Raw genomic sequence first — 16,596 nt, 5'->3', positions numbered from 1 at the left:
GTCAGGCCTCCTTTGGGGTAGCGGTGACGACATCGCGGAAGAGGTCAGCCAGGGGGACTCGGGCGCGGCCAAAGAATTCCACATCGCCGACACTGCTTGCTGCGGCAAGCAATTGTTGATGGGCGCCGGGCTGGGTCACGAGGAAAGTGACGTCCTGTGGGGTGGAGTCGAGGATGTCGATGCCTGGTGTCGGGGTGAGCCACGGCGCGTCAGGTGTGGGGGAAGCTAGGGCAAGCCGCCAGCGGTCTCCGCCGCGTGCCCGCAGTTCGTCTGCTGTTCCGACTGCCACCATGGACCCGGCGGAGATGATCCCGATGCGGGTACACAATCGTTCGACCAGGTCAAGTTGGTGGGAGGAGAAAATGACGGGGGCGCCAGCTTTGGCGCGGTCGGTGAGAACACCGCTCATGACGTCAACGGCCACGGGGTCGAGCCCGGAGAAGGGTTCGTCCAGGATGAGGATGTCCGGGTTGTGGACGAGTGCGGCGGCGAGTTGGACGCGTTGTTGGTTTCCCAGTGACAACGATTGAACCAGGTCGCCTCGGCGTTCGCCGATGCCGAGGCGGTCGGTCCATTCTTCAGTGGCTGATTGTGCTTCGCGCGGGCTTAGTCCGTGAAGACGGGCAAGGTAGGTGAGTTGTTCACCGACTTTCATTTTTGGGTACAGGCCACGTTCTTCGGGCATGTAACCGATGCGTTGGCGCGAGGCGAAATCGACGGGTTTTCCGTCCCAGGTAACCGACCCGGAGGTGGCATCCAGAACTCCGAGTGCGATGCGCATGGTGGTGGATTTTCCGGCACCGTTTGATCCGACGAACCCGAAGATCTCTCCGGAGTCGACGTGGAAACTCAAGTCGTTGAGGGCGCGAAGGTCACTGTAGTCCTTCGTGAGTGAAGCAAATTCGAGACGCATTCGTCTTCCTTGGGTTGTGTAGGGACTCGAATTGACCCTACCGGGTGACGCTGATCTCAAGCTTCATACTTTGGGTGGAGTTTGGGTGTTCTCCTGGTGGACCCGGTGCGGTCACATGGTGGGCAAAAGAGCTTAGGCGGAGTGTATCGGACCGTGATCACCGACGAGGCGTGGTTTTCGTTCCAGACCAGCGAGCCCATTCCAGGCAAGGTTGACCAGGTGTGCGGCAACTTCCTCTTTTTTGAGTTGGCGAGAATCGAGCCAGTGTTGCCCGGTGAGTGCGACCATGCCCACGAGCATTTGTGCGTAAATCGGTGCCGTGCGCGGGTCAAGCCCTCGGCGCCGGAACTGTTCAGCGAGGAGGTGTTCGACTTCACTGGCGACATCCCCAATGAGTGACGAGAACGACCCCGTGGCCTGTGCCACAGGTGAATCGCGGACAAGAACCCGAAAACCGGCTTCATTCGTCTCAATATAGTCAAGCAGAGCAAATGTCATGCGTTCCACGATGATTTTTGGGTGGCCACCCAGATCAAGCGCACTCGTGAGTGCTCCTGTGAGGGCTTGAATTTCTCGGTCCACAACAACCGCGTAGACTCCTTCTTTGCCGCCAAAGTGCTCGTAGACCACGGGTTTTGAGACTGAAGCGCGTGCTGCGATCTCTTCAATGCTGGCGCCTTCAAACCCTTTTTCTGCAAAGAGTGTTCGGGACACAGCGACGAGCTGTTCACGTCGTTCATGAGCTGTCATTCGGGAACGTCCAGGACGTTTGGAGTCTGCTGCCACCCCTCCATCATGCCCCACCCGAATTTGGCTTTGGAGATTTTCCTGGCAAGATAGTGACCGACCGAGCACGAAAGAGTCACCACAACCACTCGGAAACGGGTACGATGGTGACGCGACGTGGTCGATCCGCCTTGGTGTAATTGGCAGCACAGGGGTTTTTGGTGCCCTTAGTTCAGGTTCGAGTCCTGGGGGCGGAGCAACCTGAGGAGCCCACAATGGGCCCAGGTCTTTTTATTTTCCTCGCATCACGTCTCTACAGAGCATGGGGGAGTCCGCGTGACAACCGCTCAGCCCGCAGCCGTCATTATTCTTGCAGCAGGTGAAGGGACGCGGATGCGATCCGCCACTCCCAAAGTTCTGCATACATTGGCAGGACGTTCCATGCTCGGCCACGCCATGGCCGCAGCGCAGGGGCTTCGTCCCCAGCGCATCGCTGTTGTGGTCCGCCACCGGCGTGATCTCGTGGCGGCGCACGCACTGGAACTCAACCCAGCAGCCCTCATCGTTGACCAAGACGACATCCCTGGAACAGGGCGCGCCGTCCAATGCGCTGTGTCCGTCCTTGATGCAACCGTGCACGCTGCTGAAGCAGCACAGGCAGTGGACAACGGACATGAAGAGGGCACGTTGTCAGAGGGGTTGTCAGGGCCAGTCGTGGTCATCGCTGGAGATGTGCCCATGCTCGACAGTGAAACCCTCGCTGAACTTCTTGCCGCCCACACTGCAGACAACAACGCAGTCACCGTCCTCACCACTGAGCTTGACGACGCTAGTGGCTACGGCCGCATCCTGCGTGACGAACACGGCAACGTGGCTGGCATCGTTGAACACAAAGACGCCACCGACGAACAACGCGCCATCACCGAAATTAACTCCTCCATTTACGTCTTTGACGCAGTTGTCCTCCGCCGTGCCCTAGGAGAGGTGACCACAGACAACGCTCAAGGCGAGGTGTACCTCACCGACGTCCTCGCCCTCGCCCGCAACGAAGGTGGCTCCGTCCGTGCCGTGCGCACCGATGACCCCTGGCTTGTTGAAGGAGCCAATGACCGCGCCCAGTTCGCTGTTCTGCGCGCCGAGTTTAACCGGCGCATCGTTGAGCAATGGATGCGCGACGGCGTGACCATTGTGGACCCAGCAACCACCTGGATCGACGTTCAGGTTGAACTTGCCCCCGACGTCACCATTCTCCCCAACACCCAACTCCACGGCACCACCACGGTGGCGTCTGACGCCACCATCGGTCCAGACACCACACTCGACAGTGTCGACGTTGGGCAGGGAGCCACCATCATCCGCACCCACGGATCAGACGCAACAATCGGTGCTGGCGCAACGGTCGGGCCCTTCGCCTACCTGCGACCCGGAACCAACCTCGGTGACGCCGGCAAGATCGGCACCTTCGTCGAAACGAAAAACGCCACCATTGGTCGCGGCTCCAAAGTCCCTCACCTGTCCTACGCAGGAGACGTCACCATCGGTGAAGAAACCAACATCGGAGCTGGCTCAATCTTCGTCAACTATGACGGCGTCAACAAACACCACTCCACAGTCGGCTCGCACGCCCGCACCGGTGCGAACACCCTGTTTGTTGCCCCAGTTCACCTCGGCGATGGGGTATACACCGCAGCCGGAACCGTGGTCCGTCGCTCCGTACCGTCGGGAAGCCTTGCCGTGTCCGCCTCGGCGCAACGTAACATTGACCGGTGGGTGGAACGCCGCCGCCCTGGAACCAAAGCTGCGGAAGCAGCTGCGGCGCACAGCGATAACTCCACCCCAGCAAACCCGGCTCTGGGTGCGCAAGCGCTCGCAGAGTTGGCTCAAGCCGGATCATTGCCCGCACATCCGATGCCGTCCTCTGCAGACGATGCGCGATCCGGAAGCACACCCTCGGACGCCAGCGTCCCAGACGAAGGAAGCAAATAGTCCATGACCGGAATCATGTCTCCCGATGGCACCAAGCGTCTCGTGTTAGTTTCTGGACGAGCGCACCCAGAACTGGCGGCATCTGTTGCTCAGGAATTGGGCACCGACCTTCTCCCGACTTCTGCGTATGATTTCGCGAATGGTGAGATTTACGTCCGGTTCGGTGAAAGTGTCCGTGGGGCTGACGTGTACGTCCTTCAGTCACATACTGCTCCTATTAACCAGTGGATTATGGAGCAGCTCATTATGGTCGATGCGCTGCGCCGCGCCTCCGCGAAAACCATCACCGCTGTCCTCCCGTTTTATGGGTATGCCCGTCAGGACAAGAAGCACAAAGGTCGCGAACCGATTTCTGCGCGCTTGATCGCTGACATGTTTGCTACCGCAGGCGCTGACCGCATGATGAGCGTGGATCTCCACACCGCTCAGTTGCAAGGATTCTTTAATGGCCCCGTGGACCACCTGTGGGCGATGCCTCTCCTGACCGACTATGTTCGTTCACGAGTTGACCTGCCGAACGTGACGGTCGTGTCCCCTGATGCGGGTCGTATTAAGGTAGCAGAGAAGTGGGCGGCAAAGCTGGGCGGAAACCCTCTGGCATTCGTTCACAAAACCCGTGACATTACACGACCGAACCAGTCAGTGGCGAACCGAGTCGTGGGTGATGTTGCTGGTCGCACTTGTGTGCTTGTTGACGACCTCATTGACACTGGTGGCACGATCGCTGAGGCTGTGCGGGTGTGCTTGGAGTCTGGTGCAAAAGACGTCATTGTCGCGGCAACGCACGGTGTGTTGTCAGACCCCGCTGCCCGCCGCTTGTCCGAATGCGGGGCGCGTGAAGTCATTGTGACCGACACTCTCCCCATTACCGCTGACAAACGTTTTGACCAGTTGACGGTGCTGTCCATTGCACCGCTTATTGCGCGCGCTATTGAAGAAGTCTTCGCAGACGGTTCTGTGACCTCACTCTTTGACGGTAACGCCTAACAACCCGATATACTGAAAAGCGTGCCTCGGCGAGGGAGAGGCTGACCTCCAGTCAGCGCACTCCGTAATCGACTGGGCGGACCGCGCTTGCGCGCCCGTGCTCTCGAGGTAGATACACACCACGCAACCGCGTCCAACCCTAAGGATCATCATGTCTGACGTGAAACTCGTCGCTTCTGCTCGCACTTCATTTGGTAAAGGTGCAGCTCGCCAACTTCGCCGCGATGGCCACGTGCCCGCAGTCATCTACTCGCACGGTTCCGCCGCAGAGCACATCTACCTTGACGGTCACGAAGTGTTCCTCACCGTGAAAAACCACCGCTCGTCACTCCTCAACATTGACCTCGATGGTGAGGTGAAGACCGTCATCATCAAGGATGTTCAGCGCGACCCTATTGGTCGAGTTGTTGAGCACATCGACTTCCTTGCTGTGAAAAAGGGTGAGAAGTCCACCGTTGAGGTTCCTGTTGTTCTCGTGGGCGAAGCTGCTGCTGGCGCCCAGGCAACCCTTGAGCTCATGAAGGCCACCGTAGAAGCCGACGTGTCAGTTCTTCCCGAGAACGTGGAGGTTTCCGTAGACGGTCTCGAAGCGGGTACCGTTCTTTACGTCAAGGACGTCACCCTTCCTGACGGTCAAGTCTTCATCAACGAAGACGACCAGGTCGTTGCCGTTGTCAACGAAATCCGCACCGCGGACGAGTCCTCAGACGACGAGGCAACTGACTCCGAGTAATTCCACGTCACGCATCAGGACACTCCCAGGAGTTCCTGTGTGACAGCAAACGTTTCCAGTGCCTGCCACTTCGGTGGCAGGCACTGACGTCTCACCACCTGAGTGACACCATGAAGGATTGTGATCATGACACCTGACCCCAGCTCAACACTGTTGATTGTTGGATTAGGGAATCCTGGCCCCAAGTATGCTGCGAACCGTCACAACCTTGGTCACATGGTCCTTGATGTGCTGGCCGGTCGCGCCAACGCGACATTCACATCACACCGCAGCAACGCAGATGTTGCCCGCATCCGGCTGGGTATTCTGCCCGGGGGGCGTCCTGGCCCCTCAGTGATCCTTGCCAAACCACGAACCTACATGAATGTGTCCGGTGGCCCGGTGGCAGCACTGGCCGCCTACTATGGGGTGGACCCAGAATCGATCATCGTTGTTCACGACGAACTTGACATCCCCGCCGGCGACATCAAATGCAAAATCGGTGGTGGAGAAGGCGGACATAATGGTCTCAAAGACATCACCAAGGCGCTAGGCACTAAGAACTACATCCGTGTTCGCGGCGGAATTGGTCGACCACCAGGACGGATGGATGTCGCCGACTATGTGCTGAAAAACTTCTCCTCATCCGAGATCAAAGAACTCCCGTTGTTCCTCAACGACCTCGCTGACTGTGTGGAACTCATCGCTACCGACGGTGTGCACGCTGCGCAAAGCAAATACCACACGAAAACCATTGCCCCCTGACGCAGCGGACACCACCGCGATACGTCAAGAACGACCCAGGGCAATCCCCTCCAACCGGTCACGGTCCGCAACCGTGACATGGCGCTGCCCAGACAACGTGATGACACCATCAACTTCTAGTTCTGTCAGCCGCCTACTGAACGTTTCCGCTGTCAGCCCCAACAACGACGCCACGTCTTTTTTCGCGGCAGACAACCGAAACGACTCGCTCCCAGCATGCCGCACGGCATCAAGAAGGTACCGGGCAACCCGCACCGATGCGGTGTCACCCGCCAACGCTGTCACGGTGCGGTCCAAGTGCCGAACCCGTGTGGACAGATGCCCCAGCATAGCCCAGGCGATACCAGGGTAAACCGAGAGCAAATCCTTCAAATCAGAAGCACGAAGAACACAAATCTCCGCTGCGTCGACAACCTGTGCATAGTGGTCGGCAGTGTATGGAGTGAGCACACTGTGCTCCCCAAGGAACTGCCCCTCAGTCAGGACATCCAGAACCTGTTCCCGACCCTCAGCAGTGACATGGAAAGTCTTCACTGACCCAGTGTGGACAACGAACAACTGCTGCACAGCACTGCCATGGGAATACAGGATGTGCCGAGCCGGGAAGAACCGTGGCGTCACCTGCTGGGCAATCGCACGCAGCGCATCGGCAGGTAAATGGGCAAACAAGGGCACCTGCCCAACCAACGCTGCACGTGCCGCCACGGAATGATCCACATCATGGGGACCCATATGACCTCTTTCATCAGACCCCACCCGCAAAACTGACCAGGGGCAAGGATTTGTCAGTACTCCCACACCACACTAGAGGAACCACGAACACCGTGTTGTTCACAGCAGACACGGTCACCTGACAAAGGAGTATCGACAAGGCAACAGGAACTTTCCGCACCGAACCATTCACCTGCCCAAGCTGCGTGAAGAAGATCGAAGGGGCAGTACAACGGATCCCTGGGGTCAGCAAGGTGCACGTGGGCTTCGCCACCTCAAAAGTGACCGTCACCTTTGATGACGCCGCCGTTGCACCAGACGCGATCACAGCACGCATCTCCACATTAGGGTACCCGGTCACCTCAGTACAGATCACGAAGTAACAGGAGGGGAATCATGAATGCGTATCGGCGTATCAGTGTGTGGGTGGCAGCGGGTTTACTCGCTGCTGCAGGGGCCACGCACCTGGGTGGGGCCAGCACATGGAGTGACGGGTTCCTCGTTGCTGCCGCGATTGCGGGCGGTGTCCTCATTGTTCGCGACGCTGGGGTGGCACGTGATGCGGGCATCGACAGTTACCGTGGGTCCCTGATGCCCCAGGATAAAGCCGTCGTGGTGGAAGAACTTGCTCACACGCCTGGCGGGGTTGCCATGGTGGGGGATGCTCATTCACGAAGCGTCAGTTCTTGCGGTGGTTCTCAACGCCCTCAGACTTGTCCGCATGAGCCCGCGTCACACCAACAGCAACCGACCACGGGGTGCCGCCCCCCAAGGGGCGGCACCACCCACTGGTCAGTCAAGCAACGACACGTCCCGCACTGCACCCTTGTCGGCGGACAACGCCATCGCGGCGTAGGCCTTCAACGCGGCAGACACTGTGCGGTCACGGTTGCGTGGCTTGTACCCGCCAGCTTCTTCGAGTGCGGCCCGGCGTTGTGCCAGGGTCGCCTCGTCGACGTCAAGGGTGATGGAACGGTCCGGGATGTTGATCGTGATGATGTCACCATCTTCAACCAGGGCGATCGTGCCACCGGCTGCAGCTTCAGGAGACACGTGACCAATAGAAAGCCCCGAGGTGCCACCAGAGAACCGACCATCAGTGATCAGTGCGCACTTCGCGCCCAGGCCGCGTCCCTTGAGGAAAGCAGTGGGGTAGAGCATCTCCTGCATCCCTGGGCCCCCTTTGGGGCCTTCGTACCGCACCACAACAACGTCACCCTCAGTAACTCGCTTGGTGAGGATCGCATCGACGGCGTCTTCTTGAGATTCCACAACAACAGCCGGTCCAGTGAAGGTCCAAATGGATTCATCAACACCGGCTGTTTTCACTACGCACCCGTCAATAGCGATGTTGCCGCGAAGCACCGCCAGCCCACCATCTTGGGAGTAAGCGTGCTCAACATCGCGGATGCACCCACCGGCAGCGTCGGTGTCTAATGACTCCCACCGCTCTGACTGCGAGAACGCCAACGCTGAGCGTTGGCACCCAGGGGCGGCATGGAAGAGCTCAAGTGCGGTGTCTGTCGCGGCACCGGAACGGATGTCCCAGTCGGCGAGCCACTGCTTCAGGGTGGGGGTGTGCACGGTGGACACCTCAGTGTTGAGGAGCCCGGCCCGGTTGAGTTCTCCCAAAATCGCTGGGACACCGCCCGCGCGGTGAACGTCTTCCATCAGGTAGGTGCCGTTGGGGGCGACCTTACACAGGCACGGAACTTTCCGGGACAGCTCGTCGATGTCGCTCATTGTGAACGGAACATCTCCCTCTTGTGCAGCGGCAAGAAGGTGCAGGATCGTGTTGGTGGACCCACCCATCGCGATGTCCAGTGACATGGCGTTTTGGAACGCGTCAAAGGAGGCAATGGCGCGCGGTAACACTGAGTGATCATCGTCGTGGTAGTAACGCTTGGTGATGTCCACAATGGCACGGCCCGCGTCCTCGTACAACGCCCGGCGTGCAGTGTGCGTGGCCAGGGTGGAGCCGTTACCAGGAAGAGACAACCCGAGTGCTTCGGTGAGGCAGTTCATCGAGTTGGCCGTGAACATCCCAGAACACGACCCACACGTGGGGCACGCGTTCTCTTCGATTTGTTGCAGATCCGCATCAGAGATGGAGTCATCAACAGCACCCGACATGGCGTGCACCAGGTGCAGGCGCTTGGTGACTTTCCCATCAACAAGGGTCGCTGTGCCGCCTTCCATGGGCCCACCGGAGACAAACACCGTGGGGATGTTCAAGCGGAGAGCGGCGTTGAGCATACCTGGGGTGATCTTGTCACAGTTGGAAATACAAATGAGAGCGTCAGCGCAGTGCGCCTCCACCATGTATTCCACAGAGTCAGCAATGAGATCACGTGAAGGGAGGGAGTACAACATACCGCTGTGTCCCATCGCGATCCCGTCATCAACGGCGATCGTGTTGAACTCACGGGGGATACCTCCGGCCTCTTTAATGGCTTCTGAGACAATCCGACCCACGGGTTGCAAGTGCGTGTGACCGGGGACGAACTCGGTGAAGGAGTTCGCGACGGCAATAATAGGTTTGCCGAAGTCGTTTCCGTCGACGCCTGCTGCGCGCAGGAGCGCGCGGGCGCCGGCCATGTTTCGTCCGTGGGTGACTGTGCGTGAACGCAGTTGTGGCATGGTTGGTCCAACTCTCGGCAGGGGCGGTATTTCGAGTGAGTTCATCCTAGTCCTGTCCATCAGTTGAGCAAAGGTATGTCCGTTTCGTGGACGGATTGTGGGTGTGAGAAACCAATCGATGCCCGTGTCAGCCGACCATGGCATGATTCTTTGGGCGGGTAACCGCCGTGCCGTCAAACCGTGTGAAGGACCTCATGAATCTCTCGGGACTGCTCCCCAGCTTGCAAGCGGACACCGACTTCACCCACGCCGTGGAACTCGCCCGCCACGGCGCACCAGCAAATATCGTGGCAAGTATGGGGGTGCGCCCCGCCCTACTCGCAGCGATGGTCACGGCAACGCGCTCGCGGGACAACGGGCCACAGCGTCGTGGACCAATTGTCGTGGTGACCGCGACAGGGCGTGAGGCTGATGAGTTGGCGCAGGCGCTTCGGTGCTATGTGCCCACCGATGCGGTGGCCACGTTGCCAGCGTGGGAGACGTTGCCACACGAGCGGCTTTCTCCTCGCTCAGATACGGTGGCTCGCCGTCTTGCTGTGTTCCGCAGGCTCGCACACCCCAGCGCCGAGGGCGTGACAGGGGACATCGATGTGTTAACAGTGCCGGTGCGTGCACTGTTGCAACCCGTAGTCCAGGGGCTCGGGGATTTGACCCCGGTTCGCCTTCAAGTGGGCGACAGCGTTGACCTGACTGATGTGGCCCACCAGCTTGCTGACGCGGCTTACGCTCGTGTGGACATGGTGGAGCGCCGTGGGGAGTTCGCCGTCCGCGGGGGGATCCTTGATGTGTTCCCTCCTCACGAAGCTCACCCACTGCGCGTCGATTTCTTTGGTGACGAGGTCGACGACATCACCTATTTTGCGGTGGCAGACCAACGATCTCTTGATCCTGCCCCCAACGGTGTGTGGGCACCACCGTGCCGTGAACTTCTGCTCACCGCGCAGATTCGTCAGCGTGCCCACGACCTTGTCCCCCAACTTCCCGGGGCGGCAGAAATGTTGGAAAAGATGTCCCAGGGCATTGCCGTGGAAGGAATGGAGTCACTGACTCCGGTCCTTGTGGACACCATGGTGCCGGTGTTAGACATGCTTCCTGATGATGTGACCGTGGTGGTTCACGAACCGGAACGGGTGCGTCGTCGGGCCCACGATTTAGTGGCAACAACAGACGAGTTCCTTGCTGCAGCATGGACGGGTGCTGCCGCTGGTGGTTCGATTCCACTAGATCTGTCACCCGCATCGTTCCTCACGTTGGAGGACGTTCGCGACCGCGCCGCAGCGCGCGGTTTGACCTGGTGGAACATGGCGTCTTTCGGGTTAGGCGACACTGCTAACAACGCAGGTTCCCCTGAGCCTGGCGGGCAGAACACTCTCGCAGGTGCCGGTGGCCTTGCGGACTTTGATGATGACGCATCGACCATTGTGCGGATCCCCACCCGCGATGTTCATTCCTACCGTGGTGACTTCAGTAAAGCCCTTGACGATGTGCGTGGCTTGCAGGTGGCTGGCTGGCGGTTGGTGATGACTTCAGAGGGGCATGGGCCAGCGCAACGCATGGTGGAGCAACTTGCCGGACTTGATGTGCCAGCGCGGTACACCGAAACCCTCACGGAGGAACCAGAACCAGGGATTGTCCATGTTGTTCCGGCAGCAGCAGGGCCTGGGTTTGTGGCCACAGACCTCCAGCTTGCGGTGTTCTCTGACCATGACCTTGCTGGCCGGGCGGGCACCACAACAAAAGACATGCGGAAGATGCCGTCACGGCGGCGAAACGTGGTGGATCCGCTCCAGCTCAAAGCGGGGGATTTTGTTGTCCATGAGCAGCACGGTGTGGGCAAGTTCGTTGAACTTGTGCAACGCACCTTAGGGGCTCCTGGAAACCAGGCTACCCGCGAATACCTTGTCATTGAGTATGCGGCATCGCGGCGCGGGCAACCCGGTGACCGGTTGTTTGTGCCAATGGATCAACTGGACCAGGTGACCAAGTACACCGGTGGTGAGCAACCAAGCGTCAACAAAATGGGTGGCGCTGACTGGCAAAAAACTAAAGCGAAAGCACGCAAAGCGATCAAGCAGATCGCTGGAGAATTGATCCGCCTGTACTCAGCGCGGATGGCCACCCAAGGGTTTGCTTATTCACCGGACACCCCTTGGCAGCGAGAGTTGGAAGACGCGTTCGCCTATATTGAAACCCCGGACCAACTCGCCACCATTGACGAGGTCAAAGCTGACATGGAAAAGATGATCCCTATGGACCGTCTGATCTGCGGTGATGTGGGTTATGGAAAAACGGAAATCGCGGTACGTGCTGCGTTTAAGGCGGTGCAAGACGGTAAACAGGTGGCGATCCTCGTGCCAACAACCCTGCTTGTTCAGCAGCACTATGACACGTTCTCTGAACGGTATGCAGGGTTCCCTGTGACAGTGAAAGCGTTGTCGCGTTTCCAAAGTGACAAGGAATCACAAGAGGTCATCTCAGGGATCTCAGAGGGCACTGTCGATGTGGTGATCGGGACCCACCGGCTGCTTTCAGGGTCGATCCACTTCAAGGACCTTGGGCTTGTGGTCATTGACGAGGAACAACGTTTTGGGGTGGAACACAAGGAAACGTTGAAGCAACTGCGCACAAACGTGGATGTGTTGGCTATGTCCGCGACCCCGATCCCGCGCACCTTGGAAATGGCGGTGACCGGGATCCGGGAAATGTCGACGTTGGCCACACCACCAGAGGAGCGCCACCCGGTCCTCACTTACGTGGGTGGTTATGACGATAAGCAAGTCATTGCTGCGGTGCGACGCGAATTGTTGCGTGAAGGGCAAGTGTTTTACGTCCACAACAAAGTGGAAACCATCGAATCAACGGCTGCTCGGATTATGGATCTGGTGCCAGAAGCGCGTGTTCGGGTGGCTCACGGACGGATGAATGAGCACGAGCTGGAACAAGTCATCCTTGATTTTTGGGAGAAACGGTTTGATGTCCTCATCTCCACGACCATCATTGAAACCGGCCTGGATGTGTCGAATGCGAACACACTCATTGTTGAACGCTCCGATGTGATGGGTCTGTCACAGCTGCACCAGCTGCGAGGGCGGGTGGGGCGCGGGCGGGAACGTGCTTACGCATACTTCTTCTTCCCTCCAGAGAAACCTCTGACAGAAACTGCTCACGAACGCCTCCAAACGATCGCTGCGAACACGGAGCTGGGTTCAGGCATGCAGGTGGCCATGAAGGACCTGGAAATTCGTGGGGCAGGTAACCTCCTTGGCGGGGAACAATCAGGTCACATTGCCGGGGTTGGGTTTGACCTGTACATGCGCATGGTGGGTGAAGCGGTTGCTGACTTCCGGGGGGAGAAACCAGAAGAAACCCCTGAGGTGCAAATCGAACTTCCTATCGATGCGCACCTGCCCCACGACTATGTGGGGCATGAACGGTTGCGTCTTGAGGCGTACCGCAAGATCGCTGCGGCCACGAGTGCCCAACAGCTTGCCGATGTGCACGAGGAGTTGGTGGACCGGTACGGGCAACCACCTGCGGAGGTGGCTAACCTCTTCGCGGTGGCGACGTTCCGCAATGAGGTGCGTGACGTAGGGTTGCGTGATGTGACTGTGCAAGGAAAGTTCGTCCGGTTTGCCCCGGTGGAGCTGCCAGAATCAGCGACGTTGAAACTGAAACGGTTGTACCCGGGCTCGATGATCAAACCGGTGGTGCGCACGGTGCTGGTGCCATACCCCACCCAGGCGCGCATCGGTGGGCAGCCTTTGCGTGGTGAGGAACTCCTGGACTGGGCGCGCCGTTTTATCTCGACAATCATTGCGCCGCCTGTGGTGTCGAAAGCAGACTGAGCGCACGCGACGACCACGATAAGGACGAAAAAAGGTTGCACCTCCTGGGGCCGGACATGTTGCATAGGTGACGCACAACGACCAAGGAGTCACCATGACACGCACCTCACCTTTCCCTGTTTCACTGTCCGGCGCGGCCACCCCCACCCTCATGTGGGCGCACGAGCACGACGTTGAAGCGCAAGCGCTTACCCAACTGCGCAACATTGCTGCTCTTCCGTGGGTTGAAGGTGTTCGAGTGATGCCTGACGTGCACCTGGGTAAGGGGGCGACAGTCGGTTCCGTTATTGCGATGCGCGATGCGGTGTCACCGAACGCAGTGGGGGTGGACATTGGATGCGGGATGATTGGGGTGAAAACATCCCTGACCGTCGACGACCTCCCCGACGATTTAGGGGCGTTGCGATCCAACTTTGAACGGGCGGTACCAGTGGGGTTCCACTCCCACAAGAACCCCGTCAACATTGCGAAAATCCCAGAGATCACAGCCCGCACTCTGTCCCATGCGTTTGCCGCACGAACCGACGCGTTGTGGTCGCGAGTTGGAGCGTTGCACCACGGTGTGGACCGGTTAGAAACACGAGCCCGCAAACAACTGGGAACGCTGGGTGGCGGCAACCACTTTATCGAACTGTGCCGCGATCAGGAGGGGAACATTTGGCTGCAGTTACATTCTGGTTCGCGCAACATTGGTAAAGAAATTGCCGAACGACACGTGACGATTGCCAAAGGGCTGGACCACAACCTGGGTTTACCAGACCGCGACCTGTCCGTGTTCTTGGCGGGAACCACCGAAATGGACGCCTACCTGCATGACCTGAGGTGGGCGCAAGAATACGCATCGCGGTCGCGGGAAGTGATGATGCGCCTGATCGTGGACCAGGTGCGGCGCGCGTTCCCTACCAAGAACGTGACTTTTGAGCCGGCAGTCAATGTTCACCACAACTATGTGGCCGAAGAAGTCATTGATGGGCAACGGTTGATCGTCACCCGTAAAGGGGCGATTCGGGCTGGGCGCTCAGAACTCGGGTTAATCCCGGGGTCGATGGCAACCGGTTCCTACATTGTGCGTGGTTTGGGGAATGAAGCCTCCTACTTCTCCGCGTCGCACGGTGCAGGACGCAAGATGTCTCGGAACCAGGCAAAGAAAACCTTCACCCTTGACGACCTTGCCACCCAAACCGCTGGTGTGGAATGCCGAAAAGACGCCGGAGTTCTGGACGAGATTCCCGGAGCCTACAAGGACTTGGACTCAGTGATTGCGGCGCAATCGGACCTTGTTGAGGTGGTCGCACGGTTGGAAACCCTCCTGTGCGTCAAGGGGTAACTGACCGCTGGACACGCGAGCGTTCCTGCCTCCTATCGATCACGACACCTCCTTTCCATGTGGAAAGAATGTGACGTGATCGATAGGGGAACACCTGTCTCGTCACCCATCTCCCTGGCATACTTGAAGCATCATGTATGTCAACACAGCACCCCAGACACACACCGTGGTCCGCGTCACTGCCACCACGTGTTGTTGCTGTTGTTGGTAACCACTGCCAGATAGGTCTCGTCAGAACGCCTCCCGCGTTCCCACCTGACCCGCCCCGCCCCGTGGGCGCACACTATCGGCATATGGCCCAACCTCCCGCCCAGCGCACCTAGCCCTCCAGCTACTGCGGCGCATTGTGAAGGGCACCCCACAAGTGACGCATCCACCCCACTGCAGGTGCAGGTCGTGCGTCACCCGCACCCCCGCGCACCTGCAGAACGGAACAACCCCCATGAAAGCCAAGCTCAGGCTTGCAGCAGCCGCCATCGCGACAACACTCGTGCTGGCTGCATGCGGTTCGTCCGGTGACTCCGACACCGCCACCCCCACCAGCCAAACTGGTGCAGAAACCACAGGGCCCATCGTGATCGGGTCCACCAACGAACCCACCTCCCTGCAACGCAACGTCGGTGGGTCCTCCGGGATCTCCGAAACCACTACCCGCAACGTGTATGAAGGGCTCACCTCCATAGACGACAGCGGCGAAGTGATCAACACCCTGGCACGCGACGTTGAGGTCTCCGACGATGGGCTGACCTACACCTTCACCTTGCAGGACGGTGTCACCTTCCACGATGGAACACCTTTGACGTCGAAAGACGCTGCATGGTCAGTGTCAGAGATCATCTCCGAGACCTCCCAAGCAGCGCGGGCCAACGATCTTCGTGTCATCACAGATATCGCCACCCCGGACGATGCGACCCTCGTCCTGACCTTGGATCGACCCACCCAATCGTTGTTGTTCTTCCTCGCGTCCGTCACGATCGTCAAGGACGGAGACACCGAAAACACCTCCGACAACGGAACCGGCCCTTACCAACTTGAGGAATGGGTGCAAGGGTCCCACATGACACTGGTCCGCAATGACTCATACTGGGGTGAACCAGCACAAGCCGATGAGGTGACATTCCAGTTCTACGAGGATGAAACCGCAATGAACAATGCGCTCCTCACCGGCCAACTTGACCTGGTCATCCAACAGTCCAACCCAGACCAGCTTGCCCAGTTTGACGGCAACGACAACTTCGTCATCACCGAAGGAAACTCCATCAAGAAGTTTGTCTGGACCTTTAACAATAAGGAAGAGCCTTTCACTGATGTGCGGGTTCGTCAGGCACTGTACAAAGCCATTGACCGTGAAGCGATTCTGTCGGCAGTCTGGGGCGACTATGGTCAGGTCATCGGTTCTATGCCTCCCGTATCAGAACCCTGGTATGACGAATCGTTCGCAGATATCCACGCCTACGACCCTGACGCAGCGACCGCTCTGTTGACTGACGCAGGCGTCACGGACCTCAGCTTTGACATCTCCTACGTGGCACGGGACACCAACGAGATCATTGTTCAGCAAATCAAATCTGACCTTGCTGCGATCGGTGTGACCCTCAACCTCAAGCCCATTGACGATGCCCAATGGTACGAGTCGGTCTACACCAACAAGGACTACCAGTCCACACTGATGGACCACAACAACCCGCGTGACGTGCTGTGGTACGCCAACCCTGAGTTCTACTGGCAGTACGACAACAAGGACGTTCAAGCGCTGAAGGTCGCCGCTGATGAAGCAACCTCAGAAGAAGAACAAGTAGAGGCGATCCACTCGTTGTCCGCCATTATCGCTGAGGAAGCACCCTCAGCATGGTTGTTTATGGCACCACAGATCCGCATCGCCACGACTGACATCACCGGGTTCCCCGCCGACAAGAACGCTGAACCGTTCTATGTTGGTCAGATCACTCGGACAAACTGACGAACACGCGCATCGACAAGTAGT

The 16,596-nt window shown here is 58.7% G+C and carries 12 protein-coding genes and 1 tRNA gene; 9 read left to right on the top strand and 4 right to left on the bottom strand.

Annotated elements, in window-relative coordinates:
- Position 1 precedes the first annotated feature (1 nt).
- Both JDEN_RS09800 and JDEN_RS09795 read right to left on the bottom strand, forming a co-directional pair.
- Positions 2-913, bottom strand: coding sequence for an ABC transporter ATP-binding protein (locus JDEN_RS09800; RefSeq protein ID WP_015772213.1), 912 nt, complete (start codon positions 911-913; stop codon positions 2-4).
- Positions 914-1,045: 132 nt separating this feature from the next.
- On the bottom strand, positions 1,046-1,663 hold the full coding sequence (locus JDEN_RS09795) for a TetR/AcrR family transcriptional regulator (RefSeq protein ID WP_015772212.1): 618 nt from the start codon (positions 1,661-1,663) through the stop codon (positions 1,046-1,048).
- Between the two features lie 161 nt (positions 1,664-1,824).
- Here JDEN_RS09795 and JDEN_RS09790 point away from each other — a divergent pair.
- From JDEN_RS09790 to pth, 5 genes are all read left to right on the top strand, one after another.
- Positions 1,825-1,896, top strand: a tRNA-Gln gene (locus JDEN_RS09790).
- A 79-nt stretch (positions 1,897-1,975) separates the two neighbouring features.
- Entirely contained in the window at positions 1,976-3,625 is a 1,650-nt protein-coding gene (gene glmU / locus JDEN_RS09785) for a bifunctional UDP-N-acetylglucosamine diphosphorylase/glucosamine-1-phosphate N-acetyltransferase GlmU (protein WP_015772211.1), read from the top strand.
- Positions 3,626-3,628: 3 nt separating this feature from the next.
- On the top strand, positions 3,629-4,612 hold the full coding sequence (locus tag JDEN_RS09780; protein ID WP_015772210.1) for a ribose-phosphate diphosphokinase: 984 nt from the start codon (positions 3,629-3,631) through the stop codon (positions 4,610-4,612).
- A 151-nt stretch (positions 4,613-4,763) separates the two neighbouring features.
- Positions 4,764-5,345 carry a 50S ribosomal protein L25/general stress protein Ctc gene (locus JDEN_RS09775; protein ID WP_015772209.1) on the top strand — a complete coding sequence of 194 codons (582 nt, stop codon included), beginning with the start codon at positions 4,764-4,766 and terminating at the stop codon, positions 5,343-5,345.
- Between the two features lie 126 nt (positions 5,346-5,471).
- Entirely contained in the window at positions 5,472-6,089 is a 618-nt protein-coding gene (gene pth, locus JDEN_RS09770) for an aminoacyl-tRNA hydrolase (protein WP_015772208.1), read from the top strand.
- A gap of 24 nt (positions 6,090-6,113) precedes the next feature.
- On the opposite strand, the gene JDEN_RS09765 is transcribed toward pth, so the two are convergent.
- Positions 6,114-6,821, bottom strand: a complete 708-nt coding sequence (locus tag JDEN_RS09765; RefSeq protein ID WP_015772207.1) for a Crp/Fnr family transcriptional regulator — start codon at positions 6,819-6,821, stop codon at positions 6,114-6,116.
- A gap of 131 nt (positions 6,822-6,952) precedes the next feature.
- On the opposite strand from JDEN_RS09765, the gene JDEN_RS13475 reads away from it, so the two are divergent.
- Complete coding sequence (locus JDEN_RS13475; protein ID WP_083775148.1) at positions 6,953-7,183, top strand: heavy-metal-associated domain-containing protein; 231 nt, start codon at positions 6,953-6,955, stop codon at positions 7,181-7,183.
- Positions 7,184-7,592: 409 nt separating this feature from the next.
- Here the strand turns inward: JDEN_RS13475 and ilvD are convergent, their stop codons facing one another.
- Complete coding sequence (gene ilvD / locus JDEN_RS09750) at positions 7,593-9,440, bottom strand: dihydroxy-acid dehydratase (protein ID WP_041287904.1); 1,848 nt, start codon at positions 9,438-9,440, stop codon at positions 7,593-7,595.
- A gap of 194 nt (positions 9,441-9,634) precedes the next feature.
- Here ilvD and mfd point away from each other — a divergent pair, with 194 nt between their 5' ends.
- From mfd to JDEN_RS09735, 3 genes are all read left to right on the top strand, one after another.
- A complete protein-coding gene (gene mfd / locus JDEN_RS09745) occupies positions 9,635-13,285 on the top strand; it encodes a transcription-repair coupling factor (RefSeq protein ID WP_015772205.1) in 3,651 nt (1,216 codons plus the stop codon).
- A 94-nt stretch (positions 13,286-13,379) separates the two neighbouring features.
- Complete coding sequence (locus tag JDEN_RS09740) at positions 13,380-14,612, top strand: RtcB family protein (RefSeq protein WP_015772204.1); 1,233 nt, start codon at positions 13,380-13,382, stop codon at positions 14,610-14,612.
- Positions 14,613-15,054: 442 nt separating this feature from the next.
- On the top strand, positions 15,055-16,572 hold the full coding sequence (locus JDEN_RS09735) for an ABC transporter substrate-binding protein (protein WP_015772203.1): 1,518 nt from the start codon (positions 15,055-15,057) through the stop codon (positions 16,570-16,572).
- The last annotated feature ends 24 nt before the right edge of the window (positions 16,573-16,596 follow it).

This window comes from Jonesia denitrificans DSM 20603 (genome assembly GCF_000024065.1).
GTDB lineage: Bacteria > Actinomycetota > Actinomycetes > Actinomycetales > Cellulomonadaceae > Jonesia > Jonesia denitrificans.
Note: the sequence above shows the minus strand (reverse complement) of the source record. Positions and strands in the feature narration are given on the sequence as shown.